The organism is Nocardioides sp., from assembly GCF_036493135.1.
In the GTDB taxonomy this organism is placed as follows: Bacteria; Actinomycetota; Actinomycetes; order Propionibacteriales; family Nocardioidaceae; genus Nocardioides.
This window is the reverse complement of the sequence record NZ_DASXQG010000095.1, coordinates 1-25,685: the sequence shown is the minus strand read 5'-3', so window position 1 is coordinate 25,685 and position 25,685 is coordinate 1. Positions and strand designations below refer to the sequence as shown.

At 71.2% G+C, this 25,685-nt stretch carries 26 protein-coding genes; 12 read left to right on the top strand and 14 right to left on the bottom strand.

The genetic code is table 11. From position 1 onward, the window contains the following. Positions 1-7: 7 nt before the first annotated feature. The 6 genes from VGJ24_RS18045 to VGJ24_RS18020 are packed head-to-tail and all read right to left on the bottom strand — an operon-like array spanning position 8 to position 4,142. Positions 8-376, bottom strand: coding sequence for a GntR family transcriptional regulator (locus tag VGJ24_RS18045; RefSeq protein ID WP_331502030.1), 369 nt, complete (start codon positions 374-376; stop codon positions 8-10). Continuing rightward, entirely contained in the window at positions 373-855 is a 483-nt protein-coding gene (locus VGJ24_RS18040) for a dihydrofolate reductase (RefSeq protein WP_331502029.1), read from the bottom strand. Before VGJ24_RS18040 ends, VGJ24_RS18045 begins: the two co-directional genes overlap by 4 nt. Next, a complete protein-coding gene (locus VGJ24_RS18035) occupies positions 845-1,654 on the bottom strand; it encodes a thymidylate synthase (protein ID WP_331502028.1) in 810 nt (269 codons plus the stop codon). The genes VGJ24_RS18040 and VGJ24_RS18035 overlap by 11 nt, the downstream gene beginning before the upstream one ends. A 31-nt stretch (positions 1,655-1,685) precedes the next feature. After that, positions 1,686-2,747, bottom strand: a complete 1,062-nt coding sequence (locus tag VGJ24_RS18030) for an NADH:flavin oxidoreductase/NADH oxidase (protein WP_331502027.1) — start codon at positions 2,745-2,747, stop codon at positions 1,686-1,688. Between the two features lie 39 nt (positions 2,748-2,786). Continuing rightward, complete coding sequence (locus VGJ24_RS18025) at positions 2,787-3,302, bottom strand: pyridoxamine 5'-phosphate oxidase family protein (RefSeq protein WP_331502026.1); 516 nt, start codon at positions 3,300-3,302, stop codon at positions 2,787-2,789. A 9-nt stretch (positions 3,303-3,311) separates the two neighbouring features. Beyond that, positions 3,312-4,142 carry a PhzF family phenazine biosynthesis protein gene (locus VGJ24_RS18020; protein WP_331502025.1) on the bottom strand — a complete coding sequence of 277 codons (831 nt, stop codon included), beginning with the start codon at positions 4,140-4,142 and terminating at the stop codon, positions 3,312-3,314. A gap of 76 nt (positions 4,143-4,218) precedes the next feature. On the opposite strand from VGJ24_RS18020, the gene VGJ24_RS18015 reads away from it, so the two are divergent. Continuing rightward, a complete protein-coding gene (locus VGJ24_RS18015) occupies positions 4,219-5,547 on the top strand; it encodes an MFS transporter (protein ID WP_331502024.1) in 1,329 nt (442 codons plus the stop codon). A gap of 33 nt (positions 5,548-5,580) precedes the next feature. Then, complete coding sequence (locus VGJ24_RS18010) at positions 5,581-6,192, top strand: DUF1684 domain-containing protein (RefSeq protein WP_331502023.1); 612 nt, start codon at positions 5,581-5,583, stop codon at positions 6,190-6,192. 96 nt (positions 6,193-6,288) lie between these two features. Here the strand turns inward: VGJ24_RS18010 and VGJ24_RS18005 are convergent, their stop codons facing one another. After that, positions 6,289-6,546 carry a hypothetical protein gene (locus VGJ24_RS18005; protein ID WP_331502022.1) on the bottom strand — a complete coding sequence of 86 codons (258 nt, stop codon included), beginning with the start codon at positions 6,544-6,546 and terminating at the stop codon, positions 6,289-6,291. Next, positions 6,543-7,667, bottom strand: a complete 1,125-nt coding sequence (gcvT, locus tag VGJ24_RS18000) for a glycine cleavage system aminomethyltransferase GcvT (protein WP_331502021.1) — start codon at positions 7,665-7,667, stop codon at positions 6,543-6,545. Before gcvT ends, VGJ24_RS18005 begins: the two co-directional genes overlap by 4 nt. A 75-nt stretch (positions 7,668-7,742) precedes the next feature. On the opposite strand from gcvT, the gene VGJ24_RS17995 reads away from it, so the two are divergent. Then, complete coding sequence (locus tag VGJ24_RS17995; RefSeq protein WP_331502020.1) at positions 7,743-9,251, top strand: leucyl aminopeptidase; 1,509 nt, start codon at positions 7,743-7,745, stop codon at positions 9,249-9,251. On the opposite strand, the gene VGJ24_RS17990 is transcribed toward VGJ24_RS17995, so the two are convergent. Continuing rightward, positions 9,223-9,579: a hypothetical protein gene (locus tag VGJ24_RS17990; protein WP_331502019.1), complete on the bottom strand. Its 357-nt coding sequence runs from the start codon at positions 9,577-9,579 to the stop codon at positions 9,223-9,225. The two genes, VGJ24_RS17995 and VGJ24_RS17990, sit on opposite strands and share 29 nt — an antisense overlap. 87 nt (positions 9,580-9,666) lie before the next feature. On the opposite strand from VGJ24_RS17990, the gene lpdA reads away from it, so the two are divergent. From lpdA to VGJ24_RS17970, 4 genes are read left to right on the top strand one after another with little or no spacing between them, the layout of a single operon-like run. Continuing rightward, complete coding sequence (lpdA, locus tag VGJ24_RS17985; RefSeq protein WP_331502018.1) at positions 9,667-11,046, top strand: dihydrolipoyl dehydrogenase; 1,380 nt, start codon at positions 9,667-9,669, stop codon at positions 11,044-11,046. A gap of 50 nt (positions 11,047-11,096) precedes the next feature. Then, entirely contained in the window at positions 11,097-12,962 is a 1,866-nt protein-coding gene (sucB, locus tag VGJ24_RS17980; RefSeq protein WP_331502017.1) for a 2-oxoglutarate dehydrogenase, E2 component, dihydrolipoamide succinyltransferase, read from the top strand. Continuing rightward, entirely contained in the window at positions 12,962-13,861 is a 900-nt protein-coding gene (locus VGJ24_RS17975) for a TIGR01777 family oxidoreductase (protein WP_331502016.1), read from the top strand. Before sucB ends, VGJ24_RS17975 begins: the two co-directional genes overlap by 1 nt. 46 nt (positions 13,862-13,907) lie before the next feature. Beyond that, positions 13,908-17,426 carry an ABC transporter ATP-binding protein gene (locus tag VGJ24_RS17970; protein ID WP_331502015.1) on the top strand — a complete coding sequence of 1,173 codons (3,519 nt, stop codon included), beginning with the start codon at positions 13,908-13,910 and terminating at the stop codon, positions 17,424-17,426. Here the strand turns inward: VGJ24_RS17970 and VGJ24_RS17965 are convergent. Further along, on the bottom strand, positions 17,411-17,929 hold the full coding sequence (locus VGJ24_RS17965) for a hypothetical protein (RefSeq protein ID WP_331502014.1): 519 nt from the start codon (positions 17,927-17,929) through the stop codon (positions 17,411-17,413). The two genes, VGJ24_RS17970 and VGJ24_RS17965, sit on opposite strands and share 16 nt — an antisense overlap. 66 nt (positions 17,930-17,995) lie before the next feature. On the opposite strand from VGJ24_RS17965, the gene VGJ24_RS17960 reads away from it, so the two are divergent. From VGJ24_RS17960 to VGJ24_RS17945, 4 genes are all read left to right on the top strand, one after another. Further along, positions 17,996-18,883, top strand: a complete 888-nt coding sequence (locus tag VGJ24_RS17960; RefSeq protein WP_331502013.1) for an alpha/beta hydrolase — start codon at positions 17,996-17,998, stop codon at positions 18,881-18,883. Next, the gene (gene lipB, locus VGJ24_RS17955; protein WP_331502012.1) at positions 18,876-19,607 is read left to right on the top strand and encodes a lipoyl(octanoyl) transferase LipB; all 732 of its coding nucleotides are present in this window, start codon (positions 18,876-18,878) and stop codon (positions 19,605-19,607) included. The genes VGJ24_RS17960 and lipB overlap by 8 nt, the downstream gene beginning before the upstream one ends. A 125-nt stretch (positions 19,608-19,732) precedes the next feature. Continuing rightward, a complete protein-coding gene (lipA, locus tag VGJ24_RS17950; protein ID WP_331502075.1) occupies positions 19,733-20,635 on the top strand; it encodes a lipoyl synthase in 903 nt (300 codons plus the stop codon). Between the two features lie 42 nt (positions 20,636-20,677). Beyond that, a complete protein-coding gene (locus VGJ24_RS17945; protein WP_331502011.1) occupies positions 20,678-21,403 on the top strand; it encodes a DUF4191 domain-containing protein in 726 nt (241 codons plus the stop codon). A 10-nt stretch (positions 21,404-21,413) separates the two neighbouring features. Here the strand turns inward: VGJ24_RS17945 and VGJ24_RS17940 are convergent, their stop codons facing one another. Together VGJ24_RS17940 and VGJ24_RS17935 are read right to left on the bottom strand one after the other, a co-directional pair. Further along, positions 21,414-22,262 carry a hypothetical protein gene (locus VGJ24_RS17940; RefSeq protein ID WP_331502010.1) on the bottom strand — a complete coding sequence of 283 codons (849 nt, stop codon included), beginning with the start codon at positions 22,260-22,262 and terminating at the stop codon, positions 21,414-21,416. A 120-nt stretch (positions 22,263-22,382) separates the two neighbouring features. Then, the gene (locus VGJ24_RS17935) at positions 22,383-22,793 is read right to left on the bottom strand and encodes an RDD family protein (protein ID WP_331502009.1); all 411 of its coding nucleotides are present in this window, start codon (positions 22,791-22,793) and stop codon (positions 22,383-22,385) included. Between the two features lie 199 nt (positions 22,794-22,992). Between VGJ24_RS17935 and glnA the strand changes: the two genes are divergently transcribed. Continuing rightward, on the top strand, positions 22,993-24,411 hold the full coding sequence (gene glnA, locus VGJ24_RS17930; protein ID WP_331502008.1) for a type I glutamate--ammonia ligase: 1,419 nt from the start codon (positions 22,993-22,995) through the stop codon (positions 24,409-24,411). Between the two features lie 360 nt (positions 24,412-24,771). Here glnA and VGJ24_RS17925 read toward each other — a convergent pair whose 3' ends face one another. Both VGJ24_RS17925 and VGJ24_RS17920 read right to left on the bottom strand, forming a co-directional pair. Further along, complete coding sequence (locus tag VGJ24_RS17925; protein ID WP_331502007.1) at positions 24,772-24,903, bottom strand: hypothetical protein; 132 nt, start codon at positions 24,901-24,903, stop codon at positions 24,772-24,774. A 199-nt stretch (positions 24,904-25,102) separates the two neighbouring features. Further along, on the bottom strand, positions 25,103-25,685 hold a 583-nt coding region (locus tag VGJ24_RS17920; RefSeq protein ID WP_331502006.1), incomplete at its 5' end, for a sigma factor-like helix-turn-helix DNA-binding protein.

Genomic DNA, 25,685 nt, shown 5'->3' with positions numbered 1-25,685 from the left:
CTGGTTGTCAGCTGCTCACGGGCCGGCCGAACGCGCGGCGTACCAGCCCGAGAGCCTCATCCTGCCCCACGCCCAGGGCCCGCATCGCGTCGGCGTACGTCGTCGCGGCCTCCTTGGCGGCCCGGTCCGCACCGTCGCCGTTGACGACCGTGCCTGCCCGGCCCCGAGTGGTGACCACCCCTGCGTGCTCCAGCTCGCGATAGGCCCGCGCGACGGTGTTCGGGGCGATCCCCAAGGTCTCGGCCAGCGCGCGGACCGTCGGCAGCTTCGTCCCGGGCGGCAGCTCGCCGCTCGCCACCTGCCCCGCGATCTGGGTACGGATCTGCTCGTACGGCGGCTCGTCGCCGGTGCCGTCGACGGTGATGTCGAGCGTCATCGCCTCTCCCACCAGACCCAGGTGAACCCCTCGCAGGGCTCGCGTTTCGTCTCGACCCACTCATCGAGGTCGAAGTCGGGGTAGTACGCGTCTCCCTCGGGCGCCAGGTCGACCTCTGTGAGCACCTGATGGGTGGCCAGCGGGAGGGCCTGTTCGTAGATCTGCGTGCCCCCGACCACGAAGGTCTCCCCCGGCTGTTCCGCGGCCAGGGCGAGTGCGTCGTCGAGCGAGTGCGCGACGAGCACGCCGTCGGCGGACCAGGTGGGGTTGCGAGTGACCACGATCGTCGTCCGCCCGGGGAGCGGGCGGCCGATGGAGTCGTACGTCGCGCGTCCCATCACCAGCACCCCACCCATGGTGGTCGCCTTGAAGTGGGCGAAGTCCTCGGACAGGTGCCAGGGGATGCGACCGTGGTCGCCGATCACCCGGTTGGCGGCGTACGCGGCGACCAGCGTGAGGCGACGTCGCTCAGACGGCAATGGGGGCCTTGATGCCCGGGTGGGGGTCGTAGCCCTCGACCGCGATGTGCTCGAGGTCGAAGGCGTCGATCTCGGTCACGGCCGGGTCGAGCCACAGAGTCGGCAGGGCACGCGGCTCGCGCGTGAGCTGGAGATGCGCCTGCTCGAGGTGGTTGGTGTAGAGGTGGGCGTCGCCGAGGGTGTGCACGAAGTCGCCGACGCCGAGCCCCGTCACCCGGGCCACCATGTGGGTGAGCAGCGCGTACGACGCGATGTTGAACGGGACGCCGAGGAAGACGTCGGCCGAGCGCTGATACAGCTGGCAGCTCAGGCGGCCCGGGCCGTCGGGAGCGGGGGCGACGTAGAACTGGAACATCGTGTGGCACGGCGCGAGCGCCATGTCGGGGATGTCGGCGACGTTCCACGCGGACACGATGTGGCGGCGGCTGTCGGGGTTGGCCCGGATCTGCTCGATGACCTGCGCGATCTGGTCGACGTGGCGGCCATCGGGCGTCGGCCACGAGCGCCACTGGTAGCCGTAGATGGGGCCGAGGTCGCCGTCGCTGTCGGCCCACTCGTCCCAGATCGTCACGCCGCGGTCCTGCAGCCACTTGACGTTGGTGTCGCCGCGCAGGAACCACAGGAGCTCGGCGAAGACCGAACGGGTGTGGACCTTCTTCGTGGTGACCAGCGGGAAGCCCTCGGTCAGGTCGAAGCGCAGCTGGTGGCCGAACACGCTGCGGGTGCCGGTGCCGGTGCGGTCGGACTTCTCGACCCCGTCGTCGAGGATGCGCTGGAGAAGATCGAGGTAGACCTGCATGGTCCCACTCTAGGAGCGCGGGCCGACGTCGTCAGGGACGCGCGCGGAGGTACTGGTCGGGCCAGTAGACCTCGGCCCCGAGCTCGGCCGCGGCGTACTGCGGCCAGTGCGGGTTGCGCAGCAGCTCGCGGGCCAGGAACACCACGTCGGCCTCGCCGTCCTGGAGGATCTTCTCGGCCTGGCGCGGCTCGGTGATGAGGCCGACCGTGCCGACCAGGAGGCCGGATGCGTTCTTGATCCGGGTCGCGAACGGCACCTGGTAACCCGGTCCGCTGGAGATCTCCTGGTCGGGTGAGTTCCCGCCGCTCGAAACGTCGACCAGATCGACGCCGCGTTGCGCGAGCCGCTCCGCGACCGACGCGACATCGTCCACATCGAGTCCGCCCTCCACCCAGTCGGTCGCACTCACCCGGGCGAAGAGCGGCCGGTCCTCGGGCCACACGTCACGCACGGCGTCCACCACGTCGAGCAGCAGCCTGCTGCGGCCGGCCAGGTTGCCGCCCCAGGCGTCGGTACGCCGGTTGGTCAGCGGCGAGAGGAACTGGTGGAGCAGGTAGCCGTGGGCCGCGTGGATCTCGGCGACCTCGAACCCGGCCTCGAGCGCCCGGCGTGCGGCGAGCGCCCATCGTCCCGGCATCGCGGTCAGCTCGTCGCTGGTGAGCTCGCGTGGCCCCGGCCAGTCGGCGTACCCGACCGGGGACGGGCCGACCGTCTCCCAGCCACCCTCTGCGACCGGGACGTAGCCGCGTCCGAGCCAGGGTGCGCGGGTCGACGCCTTGCGACCGGCGTGCGCGAGCTGGATGCCGGGTACGGCGCCCTGGCCGCGGACGAAGTCGACGATCCGCTCGTAGTCCGCCGCCTGCTCGTCGTTCCAGATCCCGGCGTCCAGCGGCGAGATGCGGCCCTCCGGGACCACCGCGGTCGCCTCCGTCATCACCAGCCCGGCCCCGCCTTGGGCGAGGGCACCGAGGTGGACGAGGTGCCAGTCGGTGGGACGTCCGTCGGTGGAGGAGTACTGGCACATCGGCGACACCCACACGCGGTTGCGGAACGTCGTACCGCGCAGGGTCAGCGGCGAGAAGAGCAGGCTCACGTGAGGACGCAACGACGCGCCATCGGAGGTTGTTCCATTTCAGGTCGTGAGACCACGATCTGCGAGCAGCTGATCGCGCTGGAACGCGTAGCCCACCATCCAGGTCGGCTCGAGCCGCCACATCACCACGTCGCCCCACGACAACGGCGACGAACCGTAGTGCGCCGTCCAGTGCTCGTCGACCGAGGCCAGCTCGTCGCCGCTCAGCTCCAGGACCCGGCCGTGGCTGAACACCGCGAGGGCCTCGCCGTCCACGTGGGCGACCGAGACCGCGGGGCGTCTGGCCAGGTGACGCGCCTTGGCCGAGGTGCGGCTGGTCGAGAACGTCCAGGTGCCGTGCAGGAAGTGACCGTCCATCGCGCTGATCCGCGGCTCGCCGTGCGCGGTCACCGTGGCGGCCGTGATCACCTTCATCCCGGTCAGCAGGCCGGCGATCTGGGCGGCAGAGAGGGTCCGGTCGTCGTGGATGATGCCGCGCAGGTGCTCGGTCGAGCGCGCGTGCGAGGCGTCGAGGAGCGACTGCAGCCGGGCCAGGTCGTCGGGTGTCTCGAGCATGCTCCGACGTTAGGCGCCGACGCCGACAACCCCTTTGATCGTCGTTGCCGCGTCGCCGCCGACCCAGACGGTGTCGCCGTCCTTCTCGACATGGACGCGGCCCCGGCGACCGAGCACCGTCCCCTGCGACGCGACGTACGACGTGGGCAGTCGGTCGCTGGCGAGCCACTGGCCGATGCTGGCGTTGAGACTGCCGGTCACCGGGTCCTCCACGACCCCGATGCTCGGACAGAACGCCCGCACCTCGACGGCGCACTCAGCGCCGGGCGGGTAGGGGCCCACCACCCCGATGTCCAGCCCCCCGAACGACGACCAGTCGGGCCGCACGGCGAGCACCGCATCGGCGTCCCGCAGCAGCACCACCACCCAGCCGGGGCCGTTGTCGCCCCAGGAGAGATCCACGACCTCGTCGTCGGTGAGCGCGAGGGCGGTCAGGATCTGCCGGCGCTCGTCGTCGGTCACCGGACCGTCGCGAAGCAACGGCGGGGCGGCGAACGCGAGCCGCTCGCCGCGCCGGATCCGCAGGGGCCCGGAGCCACACTCCTGCACGAGCTCGTCGTCCGACTTCGGGACTCCACCGGCCTCGAGCCAGGCGTGGGCACTGCCGATGGTCGGATGACCGGCGAACGGCAGCTCCTCGCTCGGCGTGAAGATCCGCAACCGGTAGTCGGCCGCGGGGTCCGTCGGCGTGAGCAGGAACGTCGTCTCCGACAGGTTCGTCCAGTGCGCGAACCGCTGCATCTCCTCGTCGCTGATCCCGTCGGCGTCGTGGACCACCGCGACGGGGTTGCCCTTGAGCGGCTCGGTGGAGAAGACATCGACCTGGGAGAACGGGCGCATGGGGCCACGTTAGGGCGCCACCGGGTTCGCCGAAATTCAGGTGTGGACCGTCGGTGGTTCCTGATCGGATAGGGGCGTGCCACGTCTCGGACGCTCGTTACGCCGCCTCGTTCCGCCGACGCCGCTCTCGCGACGGCTGGCGACGCAGTCATTGCTGTTTGCGACCGCCGAGGGCACGTTCCTCACGGGGTCCGCCGTGTTCTTCACCCAGGTGGTGGGGCTCAGGGCCGCCCAGGTCGGACTGGGCCTCACCATTGCCGGCGTCGTCTCGTTCCTCGTGGCCTACCCCGCCGGCAAGCTGACCGACCGGATCGGCCCCAAGCGGACGTGGGCGGTGGGCGCGTTCCTCGCAGCCCTGCTCTTCGCCGCCTGGCCGTTCATCGACAGCTTCACCGGCTATGTCGCGATGGTCGTCTCCTTCGAGATCATCGAGAACGCCGGTGGCGCCGGCCGCAACGCCTACGTGCTCGACGTGATGCCCGAGGACGAACGGGTGGCCACCCAGGCCTACATGTACTCCTCGCTGAACGTCGGGTTCACCCTCGGCGCGATCATCGGGGGCGTCGCCCTGGCCTTCGACAACCTCACGGTGATGCGGTGGATGCCGCTGTTCACGCTCGCGATCGGCCTGGTCAACGCCGTCTTCATCACCCGGCTGCCGCGCGCACCGCATGACCTGGCGCGGTCGTCGTCCGAGCCCACGAAGCCCCGGGTGAAGCCACGCGGGCGCGGCCCGCTGCACAACGTCGGCTGGATGCTGACCAGCCTCTTCTCCGGCACCATGTGGACCAACCAGGTCCTGCTCAACGTCGTGATCCCGCTCTGGCTGGTGCAGGCCACGGATGCCCCGCACTGGTTGCTCGCCTGGCTGTTCGGCACCAACACGGTGATGTGCATCTTCCTGCCGGCCTACACCTCTCGAGGCATCGCGACGCTCTCGGACGCGCTGCGATCGGTGCGCATCTCCGGCGCGTTCTTCATCCTCGCCTGCCTGATCACGATGGCCACCCACAGCACCGCCGGCTTCCTGACCATCTTCCTGGTCTGGCTGGGGCACGTGGCCGTCACCGGCGCCGAGCTCTACAACTCCGGCGCCAGCTGGGCGTTCGAGGCCAAGCTCATGGACCCCGCGCGACGCGGCGAGTACGGCGGCGTGGCCGAGGTGTTCTCCACCCTCGGTGGCCGCTGGGCACCGGCCGCCTTCACCTTCCTCGCGATGTCGTGGCACCCCGAGGCGCTGCCGAGCGCCGGCTGGCTGGTGATCGCCGGCACCGTGGTCCTGGCCGTCGCCGGGACACATCCGTCGGTGCACATGGCCGAGCGGTTCCTCGAGCGCGAGAGCATCGTCGACGGCGAGCTCCCGATCGACGAGTCCGAGCCCGGTGTCGCGCCCTCCCTCACCTGACCCCGACCGTCCCTCCTTGGCATGCTGGGCCGCATGGCCGATCTCCTTCCGTGGTCCCAGCACGTCGCCTCGTGGCGACGCGAGGTGCACGCGCTCTACTCGGACGTCCGAGCGAACGACGACCCGGCCGCCGCGCACGCCGAGTGGGTCGAGCGACGGACCGAGCTGTTCCGTGCCCATCCCGCGAGCGCCCGGCAGGAGGGGCAGCGCCTGGTGCACGCGCCGTACGACCCGGCCTACCGGTTCGCACTTCCGATCGAGCCCGCGGACCCCGAGGAGTGGGAGCCGACCACCGGCAGCGACGGGGCCGTGCCGTTCCGGCGGGCGGGCCGGTTCGAGATCCCGGGCCTCGGCGGGCTCGACGTGTGGTGGCTGAGCTCCTACGGCAACGGGATCTTCCTGCCGCTGCGCGACGCGACGGCCGGCCGCACGACGTACGGCGCCGGTCGCTACCTGCTCGACACCGTCAAGGGCGCCGACCTCGGGCGCGAGGGACCCGACGGCTCAGCCTGGGTGATCGACCTCAACTTCTCCTACAACCCGTCCTGTACCTACGACCCCGACTGGGCCTGTCCCCTCGCGCCCCTCGGCAACCGGCTCGACGCCGAGGTCCCCGTCGGCGAACTCGTCCCGACCGGCACCTGAACCGTTTCCACACCCAACCGATTGGTCAAGAACCGCGTCATTTCTGTGCATTGGGTTGCGGTTTGGCGCCCAACCGCGGACCCCGAAGAACGGCCGTCACGCCGAGAGCGACATCGGGCCGTAGACCTCGCGCTCGTGCTCGAACAGGGTCACCGCGTCGACCCCGGCCGCCGAGAGCTCGGCCCATACCTCGCCGACCCACGACTCGGCGTCGGCCTGTGAGGCGAAGCGCTGATGGGCGTACTCCTCCGGCACCCGCGCCTCACTGCCGGAGCCGTCGAGCAGCTTCCACCACCAAGGCCGCTCGGCCGGCGACGGCTGGCGAAACGTCGCCGGCTGCTCGGGGAGGTTCATGACTCGCGGACGGAGGTGTCGACGAACGGGAGCTTGGCCGAGGCGAAGATCTCGCGGCGGGTGCGGACCTGCACGCCGAGCTCGGCCTCCGGGTCCACGAAGGTCGGCACGAGCGCCATCCCGATCCCCTTCTTCAGCGTAGGAGAGAACGTGCCGGACGTGATCTCGCACAGCGGTACGTCGGGCACCAGGCTCACGATCATGCCCGGGCGCGGGATGCCGCGCTCGAGGGACACGAGCCCGCGGAGCTTTCGCTGCGGTCCGGCGTCCTTCTCCTTGACCAGCGCGTCGCGACCCCAGAACGCGTCCTTCCTCCAGCCGACGGCCCAGCCGAGGCCGGCCTGGTTGGGCGTGACGTCGACGGTGATGTCCTGCCCGTGCAGGGGGTAGCCCATCTCGGTGCGCAAGGTGTCGCGCGCGCCGAGGCCGCATGGGAGCATTCCGAGTGGCTCACCCGCCGCGAGCAGCCGGTCCCACAGGAGGCCGGCCACCTCGTTGAGCGCGATCAGCTCGTAGCCACGCTCGCCGGTGTAGCCGGTGCGACACACGACGACACCGGTGTCCTCGAACTCCGCCTCGGCGAAGGACATGTACTCGTGCAACGAGGGCATCCCGATCGCGTCGAGGACCTCGTCGGACTTCGTCCCCTGCACCGCGAGCACGGCGTACTGCCGGTGGTGGTCGAGCACCCGCACGCCCTCGGGTGCCTGCGACGTGAGCCGACGCGCGACCTCCGCGGAGTTCGCGGCGTTCGGCACCAGCAGCACGTGCTCGTCGTCGTGGAAGTAAGCGATCAGGTCGTCGACGATGCCGCCGGACTCGGCGTCGCAGCACAGTGTGTACTGCGCCTTGCCGTGCCGGATCTTGCCGAGGTCGTTGCTCAACGTCGCGTTGATGTACGTCGCGGCGCCCGGGCCGGTGACCATGAGCTTGCCGAGGTGACTGACGTCGAAGACGCCGACGGACTCGCGGACGGCGGTGTGCTCCTTGACCACGCCCGAGGGGTACTCCAGCGGCATCGACCAGCCGCCGAACTCCGCGAACTTGGCCCCGAGTGCGACGTGCCGCTCGTGCAGCGGCGACTGCAGGAGCGCCGTGCCGCGGGCGGTGTCCTCGGCCATGCCCGCGAACCTACACCGGGCCGGACCCCGTCGCGGGGACCCGGACGTCGCGCATCGCTCATCTAGGGTGACCCGGTGACCAGCTACCACCTGCGGGGCGCAAGCCCGGCGAAGACTCGGGCCGACGCCGTGGTCGTCGGGGCCTGGAAGGGCACCAAGGGCGTCACTCTGGCAGCCGGCGCGGAGGAGGTCACCGCCGCGTTCGGGCGGTCGCTACGGCCGCTGCTCAGCACCCTCGGCTTCAACGGCAAGAGTGGCGAGGTGACCCGCGTGCCGACCGGGGGCACACTGTCCAGCCCTCTGCTCGTCTTGGTCGGCATGGGCCAGCAGCCGAAGGCGCGCCCCGCCCAGGTCCTCGCCGTACGCCGCGCCGCGGGTGTCGCCGCCCGGTCGACGGCCAACGCTGCCTCCGTCGCGCTGGCCCTCCCCGCGGACGACGCGGGCCTGGTGCGCAACGTGCTCGAGGGCTACCTGCTCGGTGGCTACGTGTTCTCCCGCTACCAGTCCAAGGAGCCCGACCAGCGGGCCGGCACGGTCACGGTGCTCAGCCCGGCCGCCCGTCGCCAGGAGGCGATCAGCGCCTTCGACGACGCGCAGGTCGTGGCGGCCGCCGTGAACGGCGTCCGCGACTGGGTCAACACGCCGGCGGGCGACCTCACGCCGCCGCTGTTCGCCACCGAGATCACGAAGGCGGTCAAGGGCACCAAGGTGAAGGCGAAGGTCCTCGACGAGGCCGCGCTGACCGAGCTCGGCTGCGGTGGCCTGCTCGGCGTGGGCAGCGGCTCGAGCGCACCGCCGCGACTGGTGGAGCTGCGCTACTCCCCCGCCGAACCGGTCGCCCACCTGGCCCTGGTCGGCAAGGGCATCACGTTCGACTCCGGTGGCCTGAGCATCAAGACGGCCAAGGGCATGGAGACCATGAAGTGCGACATGGCCGGTGCTGCCACGATCACTCAAGCCACGCTGGCCATCGCCGGGCTCGGGCTGCCGGTGCGCGTCACGGCGTACGCCTGCCTGGCCGAGAACATGGTGTCCGGTTCCTCGATGCGACCCGGCGACGTGATCACGATCTACGGCGGCAAGACCGTCGAGGTGTTCAACACCGATGCCGAGGGTCGGCTGGTCCTCGCGGACGGTCTGGGCCGTGCCCTCGAGCAGGAGCCCGACGTGATCATCGACGTGGCGACCCTGACCGGGCACATGGCGATGGCGCTCGGCAACCGCGTGGGCGCGGTGTTCGGCAGCGACGACGTGGTCGCGGCGCTGGTCGAGGCCGGGCAGCAGACGGGTGAGAAGCACTGGCCGATGCCGATCCCGCAGGACATCGTGGACCGGGTACGCGGCAGCAAGCTGGCCGACCTGCTCCAGCACGACTGGACGCGGTGGGGCGGCGGGCTGTTCGCTGCGGCGTTCCTCCGCGAGTTCACCGGCGACCGCCCGTGGGGGCACCTCGACATCGCCGGCCCGGGCTTCAACAGCGGTGCCGCCACGGGTCACTGGCCCTCGGGAGGCACGGGCTTCACCCTGACGACTCTGGTCGACTACGCGCGTGCGCTCACCGACCGCGCTCCTTCTGTCGCTTGATGTACTCGCGCATCCGCTGCGGGATGCCGACCACGCCGGCCTCGTACGCCGCGATGCCCCGGCGCTGGCAGAACTTGTAGGCCCAGTCCGCAGACTGCACCCGGCGACGGGTGAACTCGCCGTCCCAGGCCACGAGGAGCAGGGTGACGTCGCTGACCGCCGTCCGCGGCTCGACGAAACCCTCCACTCCCTCGCGGGTCGAGACGAAGTCCTCGAGGTGCTGCTCGTCGTCGCTCGACGACGGCCGCACCCGCGTCGAGCCGGTGCGCGCGGTGTCCCCGCTAGGACGACGGAACCTCGGTCCACGACCGCGTCCGAAGAGTCTCATGAAGGCCATGATGCATGAGGCCACACAGCAGCGCCCGCCTCTCGCCCTCCTTGCCGCCGGCGTGGCAAAGAGTGCAAGGATGACCGGGTGACCGAAGGCCAGTTCGACGTGCTCGTTCTCGGGGCAGGATCCGGTGGTTACGCCTGCGCGCTTCGCGCCGCTCAGCTCGGCCTCTCGGTGGGCCTGGTGGAGAAGGGCAACCTCGGCGGCACCTGTCTCCACGTCGGCTGCATCCCGACCAAGGCTTTGCTCCATGCGGCGGAGGTCGCCGACCAGACTCGCGAGTCGTCCCAGTTCGGTGTCAGCGCGACGCTCGACGGCATCGACATGGCCGGGGTCAACGCCTACAAGGACAAGGTCGTCTCCCGGCTGTTCAAGGGCCTGACCGGGCTGATCAAGGGCCGCGGTATCACCGTGATCGAGGGCGTGGGGCGGATGACCGGGCCCCGGCAGGTCACGGTCGGTGACACCTCCTACTCCGGGAAGCACCTGGTGCTGGCCTCCGGCTCCTACAGCCGCTCCTTGCCCGGTCTCGACATCGACGGTGAGCGGATCCTCACCTCCGAGCAGGCCCTCGCCCTGGACCGGGTGCCGGCGTCGGTCGTCGTCCTGGGCGGCGGCGTGATCGGCTGCGAGTTCGCCAGTGTGTGGGCGAGCTTCGGCGCCGAGGTGATGATCGTGGAGGCGCTCCCCCGGCTGGTGGCTGCCGAGGACGAGGCATCGTCGAAGGCGCTCGAGCGCGCATTCCGCAAGCGCAAGATCCACCTCCGCACCTCCACCCCGTTCCAGAGCGTCAAGGTCACCGACGACGGCGTGGCCGTCACCGTCGAGGGCGGCGACGTGATCGAGGCGGAGCTGCTGCTCGTCGCGGTCGGCCGCGCACCGTCGACCGACGGGCTGGGGTACGACGAGCAGGGCGTCGCGATGAACCGCGGCTTCGTGCTCGCCGACGAGCGCTGCCGCACCAACCTCGAGGGCGTGTACGCCGTGGGCGACATCGTCCCCGGCCTGCAGCTGGCCCATCGCGGGTTCCAGCAGGGCATCTTCGTGGCCGAGGACATCGCCGGGCTCGAGCCGGCGCCGATCGACGAGGCCGGCATCCCGCGCGTGACCTACAGCCACCCCGAGGTCGCCTCCGTCGGGCTCGACGAGGCCGCCGCGCGCGCGGCGTACGGAGACGACGGGGTGGAGACCGTGACCTACGACCTCGGCGGGAACGGCAAGAGCCAGATCCTGATGACCCAGGGGTTCGTGAAGCTCGTACGCCGTACGGACGGGCCGGTCGTCGGCGTCCACATGGTCGGCGACCGGGTCGGCGAGCTCATCGGCGAGGCCCAGCTGATCTACAACTGGGAGGCACACGCCGAGGACGTCGCGCCCCTGGTGCATGCCCACCCGACTCAGAACGAGGCCCTCGGCGAGGCCCACATGGCGCTCGCCGGGAAGCCCTTGCACGCCCATTCATGAGCGGCGCCTGACCCACACGCCGGACCACGAGACAGGAAGATCCCCCTCACATGGCCACCGAAGTCAACCTCCCCGAGCTCGGCGAATCCGTCACCGAAGGCACGGTCACCCGATGGCTGAAGCAGGTCGGTGACGAGGTGGCCGTCGACGAGCCGCTCCTGGAGGTCTCCACCGACAAGGTCGACACCGAGATCCCGTCGCCCGTGGCCGGCACGCTGCTGGAGATCAAGGCGAGCGAGGACGACACGGTCGAGGTCGGTGCGGTACTGGGCGTGATCGGTGCGGCCGACGAGTCGTCCGGCGGCGTGGACGCCGGCGGTGGTGACTCCGCGCAGCCCGAGCCGGAGCCCGAGCCGGAGCCCGAGCAGGCCGCGGAGACCCCGCTCGACGAGGAGCGGGTCGAGCGCGAGGAGGCGCACGCCGAGGCCGAGCACGCGGACACCCCGGCCGAGCCCGAGCAGCCGGCCGAAGCACCTCGCGAGGAAGTGGCCGCGGCGACAGCCGGTGCCGCCGAGCCGTCCGGCGGGGGGCACACCGTCGTACGCCTCCCCGAGCTCGGCGAGTCCGTGACCGAGGGCACCGTCACCCGCTGGCTGAAGCAGGTGGGTGACCAGGTCGCGGCCGACGAGTCGCTGCTCGAGGTGTCGACCGACAAGGTCGACACCGAGATCCCGTCCCCTGCGGCGGGCACCCTGCTGGAGATCAAGGTCAACGAGGACGAGACCGTCGACGTCGGCGCCGAGCTGGCCGTGATCGGGTCGGGCGAGGCCCCCGCGCAGGCGGAGCAGCAGGCCCCGCCCGCTCAGGAGGAGCCCGCGCAGGAGGAATCCGCGCCGGAGCAGCCCGCCGAGCAGGCGGCGGACGTGCCGGCCGAGGCTGAGCAACCGGCCGCGGAAGAGGCACCGGCGGCGCAGGCCGAGCAGCCGGCGGCGCAGGCCGCGCCGTCAAGTGGCCGTGACTCCTCGGCGTACGTCACGCCGTTGGTGCGGAAGATGGCCGCCCAGCACGGCGTCGAGCTGGCCGGGATCGTCGGCACCGGCGTCGGTGGCCGCATCCGCAAGCAGGACGTGCTGGACGCAGCGCAGAAGCAGGGCAAGGACACCACGCCGACCCAGCCGGCGGCGGCAGCGGCAGCGGCGGCCCAGCCTTCCCGGACCGAGCCCGCATCGGCGGCCACCGCACCGGGCGCGCCGGTCCCATCGCCGCTGCGCGGCAAGACCGAGCCGATGACGCGCCTGCGCAAGGTGATCGCGCACCGGATGGTGGAGTCGCTCCACGTCAGCGCCCAGCTGACCACGGTCGTCGAGGTCGACGTCACCGCGATCTCGCGGCTGCGCGACTCGGCGAAGGCCGACTTCGCGTCGCGGGAGGGCGTGAAGCTCTCGTTCATGCCGTTCTTCGCGAAGGCGGCGATCGACGCGCTCAAGGCCCACCCGAGCCTGAACGCCGCGATCGACACCGAGAGGGGCGAGGTCACCTACTTCGACCGCGAGAATCTCGCGATCGCCGTCGACACCGAGCGTGGTCTGCTGACGCCGGTGATCAAGGAGGCCGGCGACCTGTCGATCGCGGGGCTGGCCCGGAAGATCGCGGACGTCGCCGAGCGCACCCGGACGAACAAGATCACGCCCGACGAGCTGTCCGGCGGCACGTTCACGTTGACCAACACCGGGAGCCGCGGCGCGCTGTTCGACACCCCGATCATCAACCAGCCGCAGGTCGCGATCCTCGGCACCGGCACCGTCGTCAAGCGGCCGGTCGTGATCGACGATCCCAACCTCGGCGAGACGATCGCGGTCCGGCAGATGGTCTACCTGGCCCTGACCTACGACCACCGGCTCGTGGACGGCGCCGACGCGGCCCGGTTCCTCACCGACGTGAAGGCGCGGCTCGAGGCCGGTCAGTTCGAGGTCTGATGCACGTCCTCGTCGGTGGCGCCTCGGGGTTCCTCGGGCGGCACCTGATCGAGGCACTGCGGGATAGCGGCCACACCTCGACGTCGCTGGTACGACGTACACCGACGGCCGACGCGGAGTCTCGGTGGGATCCCGCCACCGGGGAGATCGACGCCCAGGTGATCGAGGATGCCGACCTGGTCGTCAACGCGGCCGGCAGCCCGACCATCGGCAACCCCTACTCGACGCGCTGGGCCCGCAACCTGCGGGAGTCGCGGGTCACCACGACCCGCACCCTCGCCGAGGCGATCGCGGGGTCGACGAAGAAGCCGGCGTTCGTGGCGGGCAACGCGATCGCGATCTACGGCGACCACGGCGACGTGCCGGTGACCGAGGCCAGCGACAGTCGTGGACACACCCTGATGGCCGACGTGACCCGGGTCTGGGAAGCCGCTGCACAACCCGCCCGCGAAGCGGGTGCGCGGGTGTGCGTGCTCCGCACCGCACCGGTGATGGACCGTGAGTCGCAGCCGTTGGGGATCCTGCGCCGGCTGTACCGGCTCGGCCTCGGCGGGAGGATCGGGAGTGGCCGGCAGTACTTCCCGATGGTGTCGCTGCGCGACTGGCTCGCCGCCGTCGTGTACCTGACGGAGCACGACAGCGTGAGTGGGCCGATCAACGTCTGCTGCCCGGAGACGCCGACCAACGCGGACTTCACCCGGGCCCTCGCCCACGCGGTCGGCCGTCCGGCGTTCGTCGCGGTGCCGTCACCCGCGATCCGCATCGGCGCCGGCCCGCTGGCGCCGGAGCTGCTCGGCTCGGTCAACCTCGTGCCCCAGGTACTGCTCGACGCGGGGTTCGAGTTCCGCGACCGGGACGCGACCGCGGTGGTCGCCTCCGGCCTGTCCGGCCTGCGCTGAAAACAAGAGGCAGGACGTCGGCGGTCCGCCGTACCGTCGTAGCACCGTGACCACCACCGATCTCGTCTCTACACCGGCGCGCCCGAGCACCGCGACACCGCGCGTGCCGGACGGTCGCGTGCCGGTCGACTGGCGGCGCATGCGTACGCCGTTCGCCGGCGTCGCGCTCACCTGTTCGCTGTTCGGCGCGATCGGGACGTCGTCGGGTTCGGTCGTCGCCGGGCGGCTGGCCGAGCACCCGAGCGCGGGTCTGGTCCGGCTGCTGGCACTGTGCGTCGTCGGCGCCGCTCTTCTCGACACGTGCGGCCGCACGCTGTGGGCCGGGCTCGTCGACCGCGCCGAGGGTCGGCTGCGCGCCGACCTGCTCGACGCCGCGATGGCCCAGCCGCTCTCGGAGCTGAGCGAGCAGGCCGTCGGCGAGGTGCTCGACCGGATCGACGACGACACCCACGAGGTCGGCACGCTGCTTCGGCAGGGCGTCTGGATGGCCGTACGCACGTTCATGGCCGCCGGCCCGTTGTGGCTGGTCGCGGGCTTCACGTGGTGGCCGGCGTTCATCCTCTTCCCGCTGTCTGGGCTCGGAGCCCTGCTCGTCGTGCGCCAGATCCTGCCCCAGATCTCCGAGCGCAAGGTGGTCGAGGAGATGGCGTGGACCGACCACGCCGCCGCCATGGAGGAGGGCGTCGCCGCGCGCGACGACCTGCGGACCAGCCTGGGCCAGCCGTTCGTCGTGCGCCGCTGCACCGAGCTCGCGGGCCGGGTGCACGCCCGGTTCGCCGACGTGGTCAGCCTGGAGGCCCGGATCAGTCGCCGTACCGGGGTGCTGCTCCACGGCGTGCTCGCGGCCACGGCGCTGGTCGGCGTGACGCTGGTCATCGACGGCCATCTCTCCACCGCCTCGCTGGTCACCTTGTTCCTGGTCACCACGATGTTCGTCGGCCAGGTCGACCAGCTGGCGCGGCACCTGCCCGACCTGCAGGAGGGCTTCGGTGCCGTGATCCGCCTGCGCGGGCTGATGGCCTCCGACGCCGAGCCCGAGGGCGGCCAGGAACTGCCCGAGGGAGCGCTGTCCGTCCGTTTCGTCGATCTCCACTTCGCCTATGCACAGGGCACCTTCGCCCTGAACGGCGTCGACCTCACGATCCCGGCCGGTACGACGTGCGCCCTAGTCGGCCGCACCGGCTCCGGCAAGTCCACGCTGGCCTCCCTGCTGTCCCGCGCGGTCGAGCCCGAGCCCGGGTCGCTGCTCCTCGGCGGTGTCGACGTCCGTCACCTCGAGCTCCAGCAGCTGCGCTCGGCGGTGGGCGTCGTCACCCAGCGCACCGAGATCCTGGCCGGCACGCTCGCGGAGAACATCACGCTCTTCGCCGACCTCCCGCGCGCCACCGTGGACGCCGCGGTCGCCGAGCTCGGTCTGACCGCCTGGGTCGAGGGCCTGCCCCGGGGGCTTGACACCCCGCTCGGCCCGGGGGGCACCAGCCTGAGCGCCGGCGAGGAGCAGCTGGTCGCCTTCGCCCGGCTGCTCGTGCGCGACGTCCGGGTCGTGGTGCTCGACGAGGCGACCGCACGGATGGACCCCCTCACCGAAGCCCGCGTCGTGCGGGCCGCCGAGCGGCTGCTCTCCGGTCGCACCGGGATCCTGGTCGCCCACCGCCTCTCGACGACCGAGCGCGCCGAGCAGGTCGCGGTGCTCGCCGGCGGTCGCGTCGTCCAGCAGGGTGCGCGAGACGACCTCGCGCAGCGGACGGGACCGTTCCGCGACCTGCTCACCGCCTCGGCGAGCGAGTCGTCGCTGCGCGAGGTCGACGACTCGCTGCACGACGGTGCGGTCGGCACCCAGCGCCGCACTGGTGCTCCCCCGCCGGCACCCACCCTCCGGCCGATCCCCGGCTTGGCGCGCGCCACCAAGAACGCGCTCTTCATCGAGCCGCAGTGGGGCCTCTACAGCATGGGCCTGTTCCTCGTGTGCGCGCTCACCGGCGCGTTCGGCGCGATCACCGGCTGGCTGTGGGGCCACATCGTCTCCGACCTCCAGCACGGCGAGCACCCCATCCCGCTGGTGGCGCTGCTGGTCGTCTCGCTGATCGTCTCGCCGGTGCTGCTGGCGGTAGGGATCCGCCGCTACCCGCAGTGGTGGATCGCCGTGATGCTGCGAGCGCGCACCCGGGTGCTCCACGGGCAGACCGAGGCTCACCGACTCGAGAAGACGCCGCCCGGCGAGGTCGTCGCCCGGACCATGGACGCCGACCGGATGGCGCGGTACGCCGACCGCTGGGTCGACTTCCTGAACGGCCTGGCGATCTCCGTCGTCACCGCCGTGGTGGCCGGCACCGCACTCGCCGGCGCCGTGCTCCTCGGCGTGATGGCCACCTCCGCCGTCGCATCGTCGTTCGGACGCCGGGTAGCGGGGCGCTCGGCCGCGGCATCCTCGGCGGCCCGCGCGCGCTTCGGCCGCTCCCTCGTCTCCTCGCTCGACTCGGTCCGCACGGTGAAGCTGGCCGCGGCCACCCCCGACGTCCACCGTCATCTGCGCGACGTGGACGGCGGCCGCGTCGCGGCCGCGGTCCGCGAGCACCGCGTCCAGGCGCTGCTCGACGGTGTCCCGATCGTGATGGTGCAGGTCGGCGTCGTCTCGGCGTGGGCCATTCTCGTGACCGGTGGCTGGGGCCTCGCCACGGCGCTCATGGTCGCGGGCGCGGTGAACGGGTTCGACTGGTTCGGCCGGGTCGCCGGCTCGGTAATCACCGAGGCACCGGGCACCCGTGCCTGGATGCGGGCGACCAGCCGGCTCGCCGGCGGCGGAGACCTGATGGAGCTGCCTCCGGGGGTCGACCTCGTGCACGGGATCGCGCCGGACCCGGTGCCCGCGCCGCACGACCCGCTGACCGGGCTGCGTGTCAGAGACTTCACCGCGATCCACGACGACGGGACCATCGGCGTCAGCGACGTCGACCTCGAGGTGACGACCGGCGAGCTGGTCCTCCTGCTCGGTCAGGTCGGCTCCGGCAAGTCGAGCCTGCTCGGCGCGCTGGCCGGCCTGGTCACCAGCACCGGTGAGGTCCGCTGGAACGACACGATCCTCGACGACCACCAGGCCGACCTCCGGCCGGGCCGGGTGGCCCACGTGGCCCAGGTGCCGCGCGTGCTGTCCGGCACCTTCCGCGGGAACGTCGCCCTCGACCACGCCGGGCGCGAGGTCGTCCCGGCGCTCGACGCGGCCCGGATGCGGCGCGACGTCAGCGACGCCGGTGGCCCCGACGCGCTGGTCGGCCACCGCGGCGTACGCCTGTCGGGTGGCCAGGTGCAGCGCCTCGCGCTCGCCCGGGCGCTGGCCTGCGACGCCGAGCTGCTGCTTGCCGACGACGTTTCATCGGCGCTCGACGCGACGACGGAGGTCGAGCTCTGGACGGCGCTGCGTGAGCGCGGTGCCACCGTGATCGGCGCGACCTCCAAGGCGGCGGCGCTGACCCAGGCAGACCGGGTCGTGGTGCTGGTCGAGGGCAGGGTCGCCGACAGCGGACCCTGGGAGCGGCTCGCCACCCGCTGGGGTCACCTGGCCGGCTGAGTCCGCACCTCGGCGACCCGCCACCGGCCTTGTGAGAGCCGGAGGGAGACCCGATGGGTCGCCCAGGCGCTGGCCGGGACCGCTGTACGGCGTCGGGCGCCGACCGCGATCCCGTCGACGGTCCGCTCGGTCACCACCATCACGATCCGGCGCGGATCGCCCCCGGTGACCCGGACCGCCGTGACCTGCTGGTGGAGGCCGACCACGCGCAGACCGCGGCGTACCCATCGGAGGAGGTCGCCCACGTCGCGGGCGCCCGTCTGCGACCGGTGCACGTAGAGCCGAGCGAGGGCGGCCGGGTCGCCGGCCGACCAGGCCGCCGCCCGGCGTACATCCCATCGACGGAGCACGGTGAGTGCCTGGGCCGCGGGAGACCCGGGATCGCCGGCGATCGGCACGGACGGCACACGGACCGACGGTCGCCCTCCCTCGGCCACCCCGGCCAGCCAGACCGGAACGACGGTCACCGCGACCGCCAGCAACAGGAGCGTCCGAGTCCGCATCCCACCACTGTGACCCGACCGGCGCGCTCCCCGCAGGGACTGTCCACAGGCTCCTACGGTGGGCGCGTGCACGTGTCCCGACGTGGAGTCCTGGCCGGCGTCGCCGGAGCCGCGGGCGCGGTCGCCGCAGCCGGGTTCGCCGTCGACGAGGGCTGGCTGCCGGGGCGGTCGCGGCTGCGACGGGCGCTGGGGCAGACCGGCCCGGCCGGGCACATTCCCGACGTGACGCCGGGTCGCGTCGTGAGCGGGTCCTTCGCGTCCCGGCTGCGACTCGGCGCCCGGACCGGCTGGTCGGTGATCTATCCCGGACCCCACACTGAGCGGTTGCCGGTGCTGGTCGCCCTGCACGGCCTGGGCGGCACGCACCGCTCCTGGATCGACGAGCTCGGGATCGACCGGTTCCTGGCCGCGGCCGTCGCGGCCGAGGTGCCGCCGTTCGCGATCGCGACCGTCGACGGCGGTACGACGTACTGGCACCCGCGCCCGAACGGCGAGGACGCCGGCGGCATGGTGGTCCAGGAGTTCCTGCCGCTGCTGGCCGAGCAGGGTCTGTACACCGACCGCATGGCCTTCCATGGCTACTCGATGGGTGGCTACGGGTCGCTGCGCCTCGGCCCGATCGTCGGCCGACAGAAGGTCCGGGCCGTGTCCGTGCTGAGTCCGGCCGTCTGGCGCGACCCGGCCTACGCCTCGCCCGACGGCTTCGCGAACGCGGCGGAGTACCAGCGGTACACCGTCTTCGGCCACCAGGCGGACCTCGACGGGATCGCCGTCCGGGTCGACTGCGGGACCGAGGACCCCTTCTACCCCGACGACAAGGCGTACGTCGCAGGGTTCGCGCGACCGATCACGTCGACGTTCGAGGACGGAGCGCACGACGCGGCGTACTGGACGCGGATGCTGCCGGCGCAGCTGGACTTCGTGGGCCGGAGGTTAGGCTCATGGCGTGAGTGACCTGGTGTTCCGCGAGGGCGGGTTCGACGCCGACGCGGTCGACTACCTCGAAGGGTGGGACACCCAGCGCGCGATCCACGAACGCGTCGTGAGCGGCGCCCAGCCCGACACCGTCTGGCTGCTGGAGCACCCGCCGGTCTTCACCGCCGGCAAGCGCACCGCGCCGGGCGACCGGCCGGCCGACCCCGGCGATGCATCCGTGATCGACGTCGACCGCGGCGGGATGATCACCTTCCACGGACCCGGCCAGCTGGTCGGCTACCCGATCGTCCGGCTGCCCGACCACGTCAAGGTGGTCGACTACGTACGCCGAGTGGAGGAGGCGCTGATCGGCGTCTGCTCCGACCTCGGCCTCGAGACCGCGCGCGTGCCCGGCCGCAGCGGCGTGTGGCTCCGGGCGGACGCCGGCCGTCCCGAGCGGAAGATCGCCGCCCTCGGCATCCGGGTCAGCCAGGGCGTCACCATGCACGGCTTCGCCCTCAACTGCGACGTCGACCTCTCGTGGTACGACCGGTTCGTCCCCTGCGGCATCGACGACGCCGGCGTCACGTCTCTGACCGCCGAGCTCGGCCGCGAGGTGACCGTTCACGACGTACTGCCGAGCGTGCGCCGGCATCTCACCGACCTGCTGGCCTGGGCGCCGTACGACGCGACGCCCGACTACGAGCCGCGGCCCGGGCCCGTTCGCCAGCGTCGCGTCCCGGTGCTCGGGCTCCCGGGCTGAGTCGGCGCTGCGTCGCTCCCCGACTCGGGCGGACTGGGCCCCCCACGTACGATGGGGCGGTGACTCAAGTCTCGACCGGCACGCCCCCCGAAGCACGGCACAACGCCGCTCCCGACGGCCGCCGGCTGCTCCGGCTCGAGGTCCGCAACGCCGAGACGCCCATCGAACGCAAGCCCGAGTGGATCAAGACGCGGGCGAAGATGGGGCCGGCGTACCAGGAGCTGCACGGGCTGGTGAAGTCCGAGGGTCTGCACACGGTCTGCCAGGAGGCGGGCTGCCCCAACATCTTCGAATGCTGGGAGGACCGCGAGGCGACGTTCCTGATCGGCGGCGACCAGTGCACCCGCCGCTGCGACTTCTGCCAGATCGACACCGGCAAGCCCGAGCCGCTCGACCGCGACGAGCCGCGTCGGGTCGCCGAGAGCGTGTCGAAGATGGGCCTGAAGTACGCCACGATCACCGGCGTCGCCCGCGACGACCTGCCCGACGGCGGAGCCTGGCTGTACGCCGAGACGGTGCGGGCGATCCACGCGCTGAACCCCGACACCGGCGTGGAGAACCTGATCCCCGACTTCAACGCCAAGCCCGACCTGCTGGCCGAGGTCTTCGAGAGCCGGCCCGAGGTGCTCGCCCACAACGTCGAGACGGTGCCGCGCATCTTCAAGCGGATCCGCCCGGCGTTCCGCTACGACCGCTCACTCGGCGTGCTCACCGCGGCCCGGGAGTTCGGCCTGGTCACCAAGTCCAACCTGATCCTGGGCATGGGCGAGACCCGCGAGGAGGTCAGCCAGGCGCTGCGCGACCTCCACGCGGCGGGCTGCGAGCTGGTCACGATCACCCAGTACCTCCGTCCGTCCGCCCGGCATCACCCGGTGGAGCGCTGGGTGAAGCCCGAGGAGTTCGTCGAGCTGGCCGCCGAGGCCGAGGAGATCGGCTTCTCGGGGGTCATGTCCGGGCCGCTCGTGCGTTCGTCGTACCGGGCCGGACGGTTGTACCGTCAGGCCATGTCGGCACGCACGCCGTCCTGACCACCTGCCATCACAGCCGCACGTCAACGGAGTAGTCCCCGCATGGCCAAGAGCCCCACGCCCAAGCCGGCCGATCCTCCGGCCTTGAGCCGCCGTCAGCAGTTCGCCCAGACCTACCAGATGGCGAGGAAGAGCGACCCGGCCCTCGGGCGCTGGGTGTTCGGCGTCGGCCTGCTCGGGCTGGTGGTCGGCTTCGGCGTGTTCTGGCTCGTGGTCGGTCGCAGCAGCACCCTCGGCCTCATCCTCTCCGTCGTCGGCGGGCTCATGTTCGGCGTGCTGTCGGGCCTGATCGTCTTCTCCCGGCGCGCGCAAAAGGCCGTGTACGGCCAGATGGAGGGCCAGGTAGGCGCCGCCGCCGGTGCGCTCGGCCTCCTCAAGCGCGGGTGGCACGTCGACAACGCCATCGCCTTCACCAAGCAGCAGGACGTCGTGCACCGCGTGGTCGGTCCGCCGGGCATCCTCCTCGTCGGCGAGGGCAGCCCGGGTCGCCTCCGCGCCCTGATGACCGGCGAGCGCAAGCGCCACGAGCGGGTCGCCGTCGACGCCCCGGTGCACGAGATCCTGGTCGGCAACGACGAGGGCCAGATCCCGCTCGCCAAGCTGTCCCGCCACGTGCAGAAGATGAAGCGTCAGGTGCAGCCCGCCGAGATCACCGACATCCTGGCCCGGCTCAAGGCGATCGACGCCTCGCGCCCGGTCGTGCCCATGCCGAAGGGCCCGGTGCCCACCTCGATGAAGGGCATGCGCGGTCAGATGCGCGGGCGCTGAGCGAACTCGCTCAGCCCGCGGTGCTGCTGCCCGGCAGCGCGACGATGTCCGACGGGTCGGGCGCGGTGATGTTCACCTCGGCCCCGTAGTCGGAGTACGTCGCGGTCACGGCGCTCACGCCCTTGACCAGGATCTTGAACCGCGCCAAGCGGCTCTGGCTGTCCAGCCACAGGTCATAGGTCAGGGTCTTCGGGGTCGCCCCGCTGCTCGGCAGGTTCTGGAACATCTTGGTCGCCTCGGCGGTGTCGAGGCTGATCCGGTAGTGCTCGAGCTGCTGCCCGGCGACGGTCTCCGAGCCGAGGTCGGTGATCTTCTTGAACGCATCCGGCGACATCGAGTTGATCATCGACTGCGGGTCGTAGTCGGTCAGCGCGCCGCCGTACCCACTCAGGGGGCCGCTGGGGTCGCTGAGGTCCATCTTGACGAAGGTGCCGTTGCTGCCAGGGGCCTCGATGTACATGACCCCGTCGACCATGCGAATCTCGGAGGGCGTGCCCATGCCGGTCAGGTCCATCGTGAGCTGCATCGCCGGCTTGTCGCCGGTCATGTCGAGGGCGCCCTTCGCGTCGACGGTCTGGCCGCCGAGGTCCATCGACATCGTGAAGCGCGCGGTCGTGACGGCCTTCGCCGCGGTCTTCAGCGTGGCGACGAAGTCCGCCGGGTCGACGGCGTCGCCGGTCGAGCCGGTCCGGGTGTCCTCCGGCGTGCTCGAGCCGGTCGGGCTGCTCGGGCTGTCGGACGTCGATGCCTGCGGGTCCGCCGCGGTCGTCGAGTCGCCGTTGCCACAGGCGGTCAGGGCCCCGAGGGCCAGCGGTACGACGGCGGCGAGCGCCGCCGTGCGAAGGGTCAGGCTGCGCATGGGGTCCTCCAGGGCTCCACGTGGTCTGGCCCCGCTCCCCGTGAGCGAAACCGGTCTCCCGGCACACCGGGTCTCCTGGGCAGGGTAACCGCGAGGACGCCGCCGCAAGGGCGTAACGGGTCACGAAGCGGTGTCGGTGCGCGGGATCAGCGGGACCGTCGCCGAGCCGCAGATCAGGTCGTGCAGACCCCGGCCGTCCGGGCGGAAGACCAGCGGTGGGATCACCAGGCAGATCAGGAACTGCCTGAGCAGCGCCGTCAGGAAGGTCAGCGGCCGCGCACTCCCGTCGATCCGGATGACGCGGAGGCGCGTGGCCAGCTGGCCGAACGAGCCACCCGACAACGCCATCAGCAGCGCGGACTCGGCGATGAACAGCAGGTTCAGGTACACCGACGGCAGGGTCCCGCTGCCGAACCAGTCGCCGCCGTAGATCAGCAGCATCACGCCCCAGCAGGCCGCGTAGTCGACGAGCAGGGCGAGGATCCGGCGGGCCCACGAGGCCGTCTCGAAGGGCAGGTCGCGCGTGGGCACCGGGTCAGCGTACGGCGACGGCCGGCGCGCGCCGGACCCCACCCGGGCTGCCCCGTTACATCGGCGAAACACAGGGGATACGGTCGAGAAACTGGCCGCTCCTACGGTGACGACGTCCGCCGCTGCCGTGGCGGCCACACCCGCACACACCGGCCCCGCCCGGACTCACCAGGCCGCGACCATCGGCCGAGGAGGACGAATGTTCGCCACCAGCGACGAGCTGTTGAAGTACGTCTCGGACGAGAGCGTCGAGATGATCGACGTACGGTTCTGCGACCTGCCCGGGGTCATGCAGCACTTCACCGTTCCGGTGTCGTCGTTCGACCAGTCGGTGTTCGACAACGGGCTGAACTTCGACGGCTCGTCGATCCGCGGCTTCCAGGCGATCCACGAGTCGGACATGTCGCTGTTCCCGGACCCGACCACGGCGTACCTCGACCCGTTCCGTACGGCGAAGACCCTCGTCGTGAACTTCTTCATCCACGACCCGTTGACCGGCGAGGCCTACTCGCGCGACCCGCGCAACATCGCTCGCAAGGCCCAGGCGTACCTCTCGTCCACCGGCATCGGCACCACCGCCTACTTCGCGCCGGAGGCCGAGTTCTACGTCTTCGACTCGGTGCGATTCGAGACCAAGGTGAACGCCGGCTACTACCACATCGACTCCGAGGCGGGGTACTGGAACTCCGGCTCCGAGGAGAACAACCGCGGCTACAAGGTTCGCTACAAGGGCGGGTACTTCCCGGTTGCTCCGTACGACCACTTCGGCGAGCTGCGCGACGAGATGGTGATCGAGCTCGAGCGCTCCGGCCTCACCGTCGAGCGCGCCCACCACGAGGTCGGTACGGCGGGCCAGGCCGAGATCAACTACAACTTCGCCGAGCTGCTCAAGGCGGCCGACGACGTGATGAAGTTCAAGTACATCGTGAAGAACGTCGCGTGGCGCAACAACAAGTCGGCGACCTTCATGCCGAAGCCGATCTTCGGCGACAACGGCTCGGGCATGCACTGCCACCAGTCGATCTGGGACGACGGCGAGCCGCTGTTCTACGACGAGACGGGGTACGCCGGCCTCTCCGACACCGCCCGCTACTACATCGGTGGCATCCTCGAGCACGCCCCGTCGCTGCTGGCGTTCACCAACCCGACGGTGAACTCCTACCACCGCCTGGTGCCGGGCTTCGAGGCGCCGGTCAACCTGGTCTACAGCCAGCGCAACCGCTCCGCGTGCGTCCGCATCCCGATTACCGGCTCGAACCCGAAGGCCAAGCGCATCGAGTTCCGTTGCCCCGACCCGTCGGCCAACCCCTACCTCGCGTTCTCCGCGATGCTGCTGGCCGGCCTCGACGGCATCAAGAACAAGATCGAGCCGCACGAGCCGGTCGACAAGGACCTCTACGAGCTGCCGCCCGACGAGCACGCCGACATCCCGACGGTGCCCGCCACTCTCGATGCCGTCATCAACTCGCTCGAGGCCGACCACGAGTTCCTGCTCGAGGGCGGGGTCTTCACCGGCGACCTCCTCGAGACCTGGATCGACTACAAGCGCACCAACGAGATCCAGCCCGTCGCCCTGCGCCCACACCCGCACGAGTTCGAGCTCTACTACGACCTGTAGTGGTACGAGAGCTCGAACTCGCCTCGAGCCTTCGGGAAAGCAGGCCCCTCCCCACTCAGATCGCGCACCCACCCGGAGGGGGCGGGCTGTTGCAAGGTCTGCGCCGGTGCCCCGCCCGGTCGGTATGCCCAAGCTCGAGGTGGCACGGCTGATCCGGCCTTAGCCCCTTTCGCCGGGAGCGGGCGCAGGTCGAGTGGGGTTCCATCCGACGAGCGTCGCGATTTGCCGCGGGCCCGGCCGGGGCGACGTTCCCTTCACCGACGGGCTCCGTGCGGGCTCCGCTGGGTTGGTGGCCATTCGATGCCGCAGGAGTGGCGCGGCGCAGCCCTCACTGGTGTAGGGCTGCGGCGCGGAGGTTGTCTAGTCGGTGCGGTAGTCGGCGGTACGACGTCGGCGGGCGTGGGCCGCACGACGAGCGAGGCGGCGCCGTTCGCCGTCGGCGACTCGGCTGGCGATCAGCTCACGGGCAACACGGTGCGGCATCTGCGTCACGGGCTCTCCTCAAGTGAGTTCTCTTCGTGGTGCGAGCGGTGATGCCGGCGACGTCGGAGCTCGCCGGCGGACGCGGTCAAAGACAGCTTGAATGGCTGCCTGGATAACCGTGGAAATGTCGGAGAAATTCGATTGGAACGCGGTCGTGACAGTTCTATTGCGCCCTCCTTGGAAGTAGATCGGGTATTGCGGACACTCGTTATCTGCTGGGGAGTGAGCGTGGTAGCCCGAACCACGGCAGCACGCTGGCCTCGAAGCGGGTCATGCCGCAGATCTGGCCGCCGGCAAGGGTGAGCACATAGAAGCCGGTCGCGTGGCGGATTCCGCCCGGGCCGCGCAGGTATGCCCCGAACGCCGGCTGGTCGTTGGCTCGAGCCGGCACAAGGTCGAACCTGCGGCCCGCGGCGAACTGGCGGGCGCAGTAGCGGGCCACGAGTTCTCGGCCCTCGTATCCGAAAGGCTCCGGAGGCATCGCGATGAAAACGTCGTCGGTCAGCAGGGCCACCAGCGCGTCGACATCGGCGGACTCCCACGCCCTTGCGAACATAGCCACGATCGCGTCCTCGGCGGGCGAGCCAGCGGCAGGCCGCGGCTGGTAGTCGGCGGCCCGCTGCTGGCGGCGCTTCAGGTTAGCGCGGGCTCGTTTGAGGGCGCTGTTGACCGATTCGATGGTCACCCTCAGCATGTAGGCCACCTCGCTGGCGTGGAATCCGAGGACGTCGCGCAGGATCAGCACGGCGAGCTGGCGCGGCGGTAGGAGCTGCAGGGCGGTCACGAAGGCC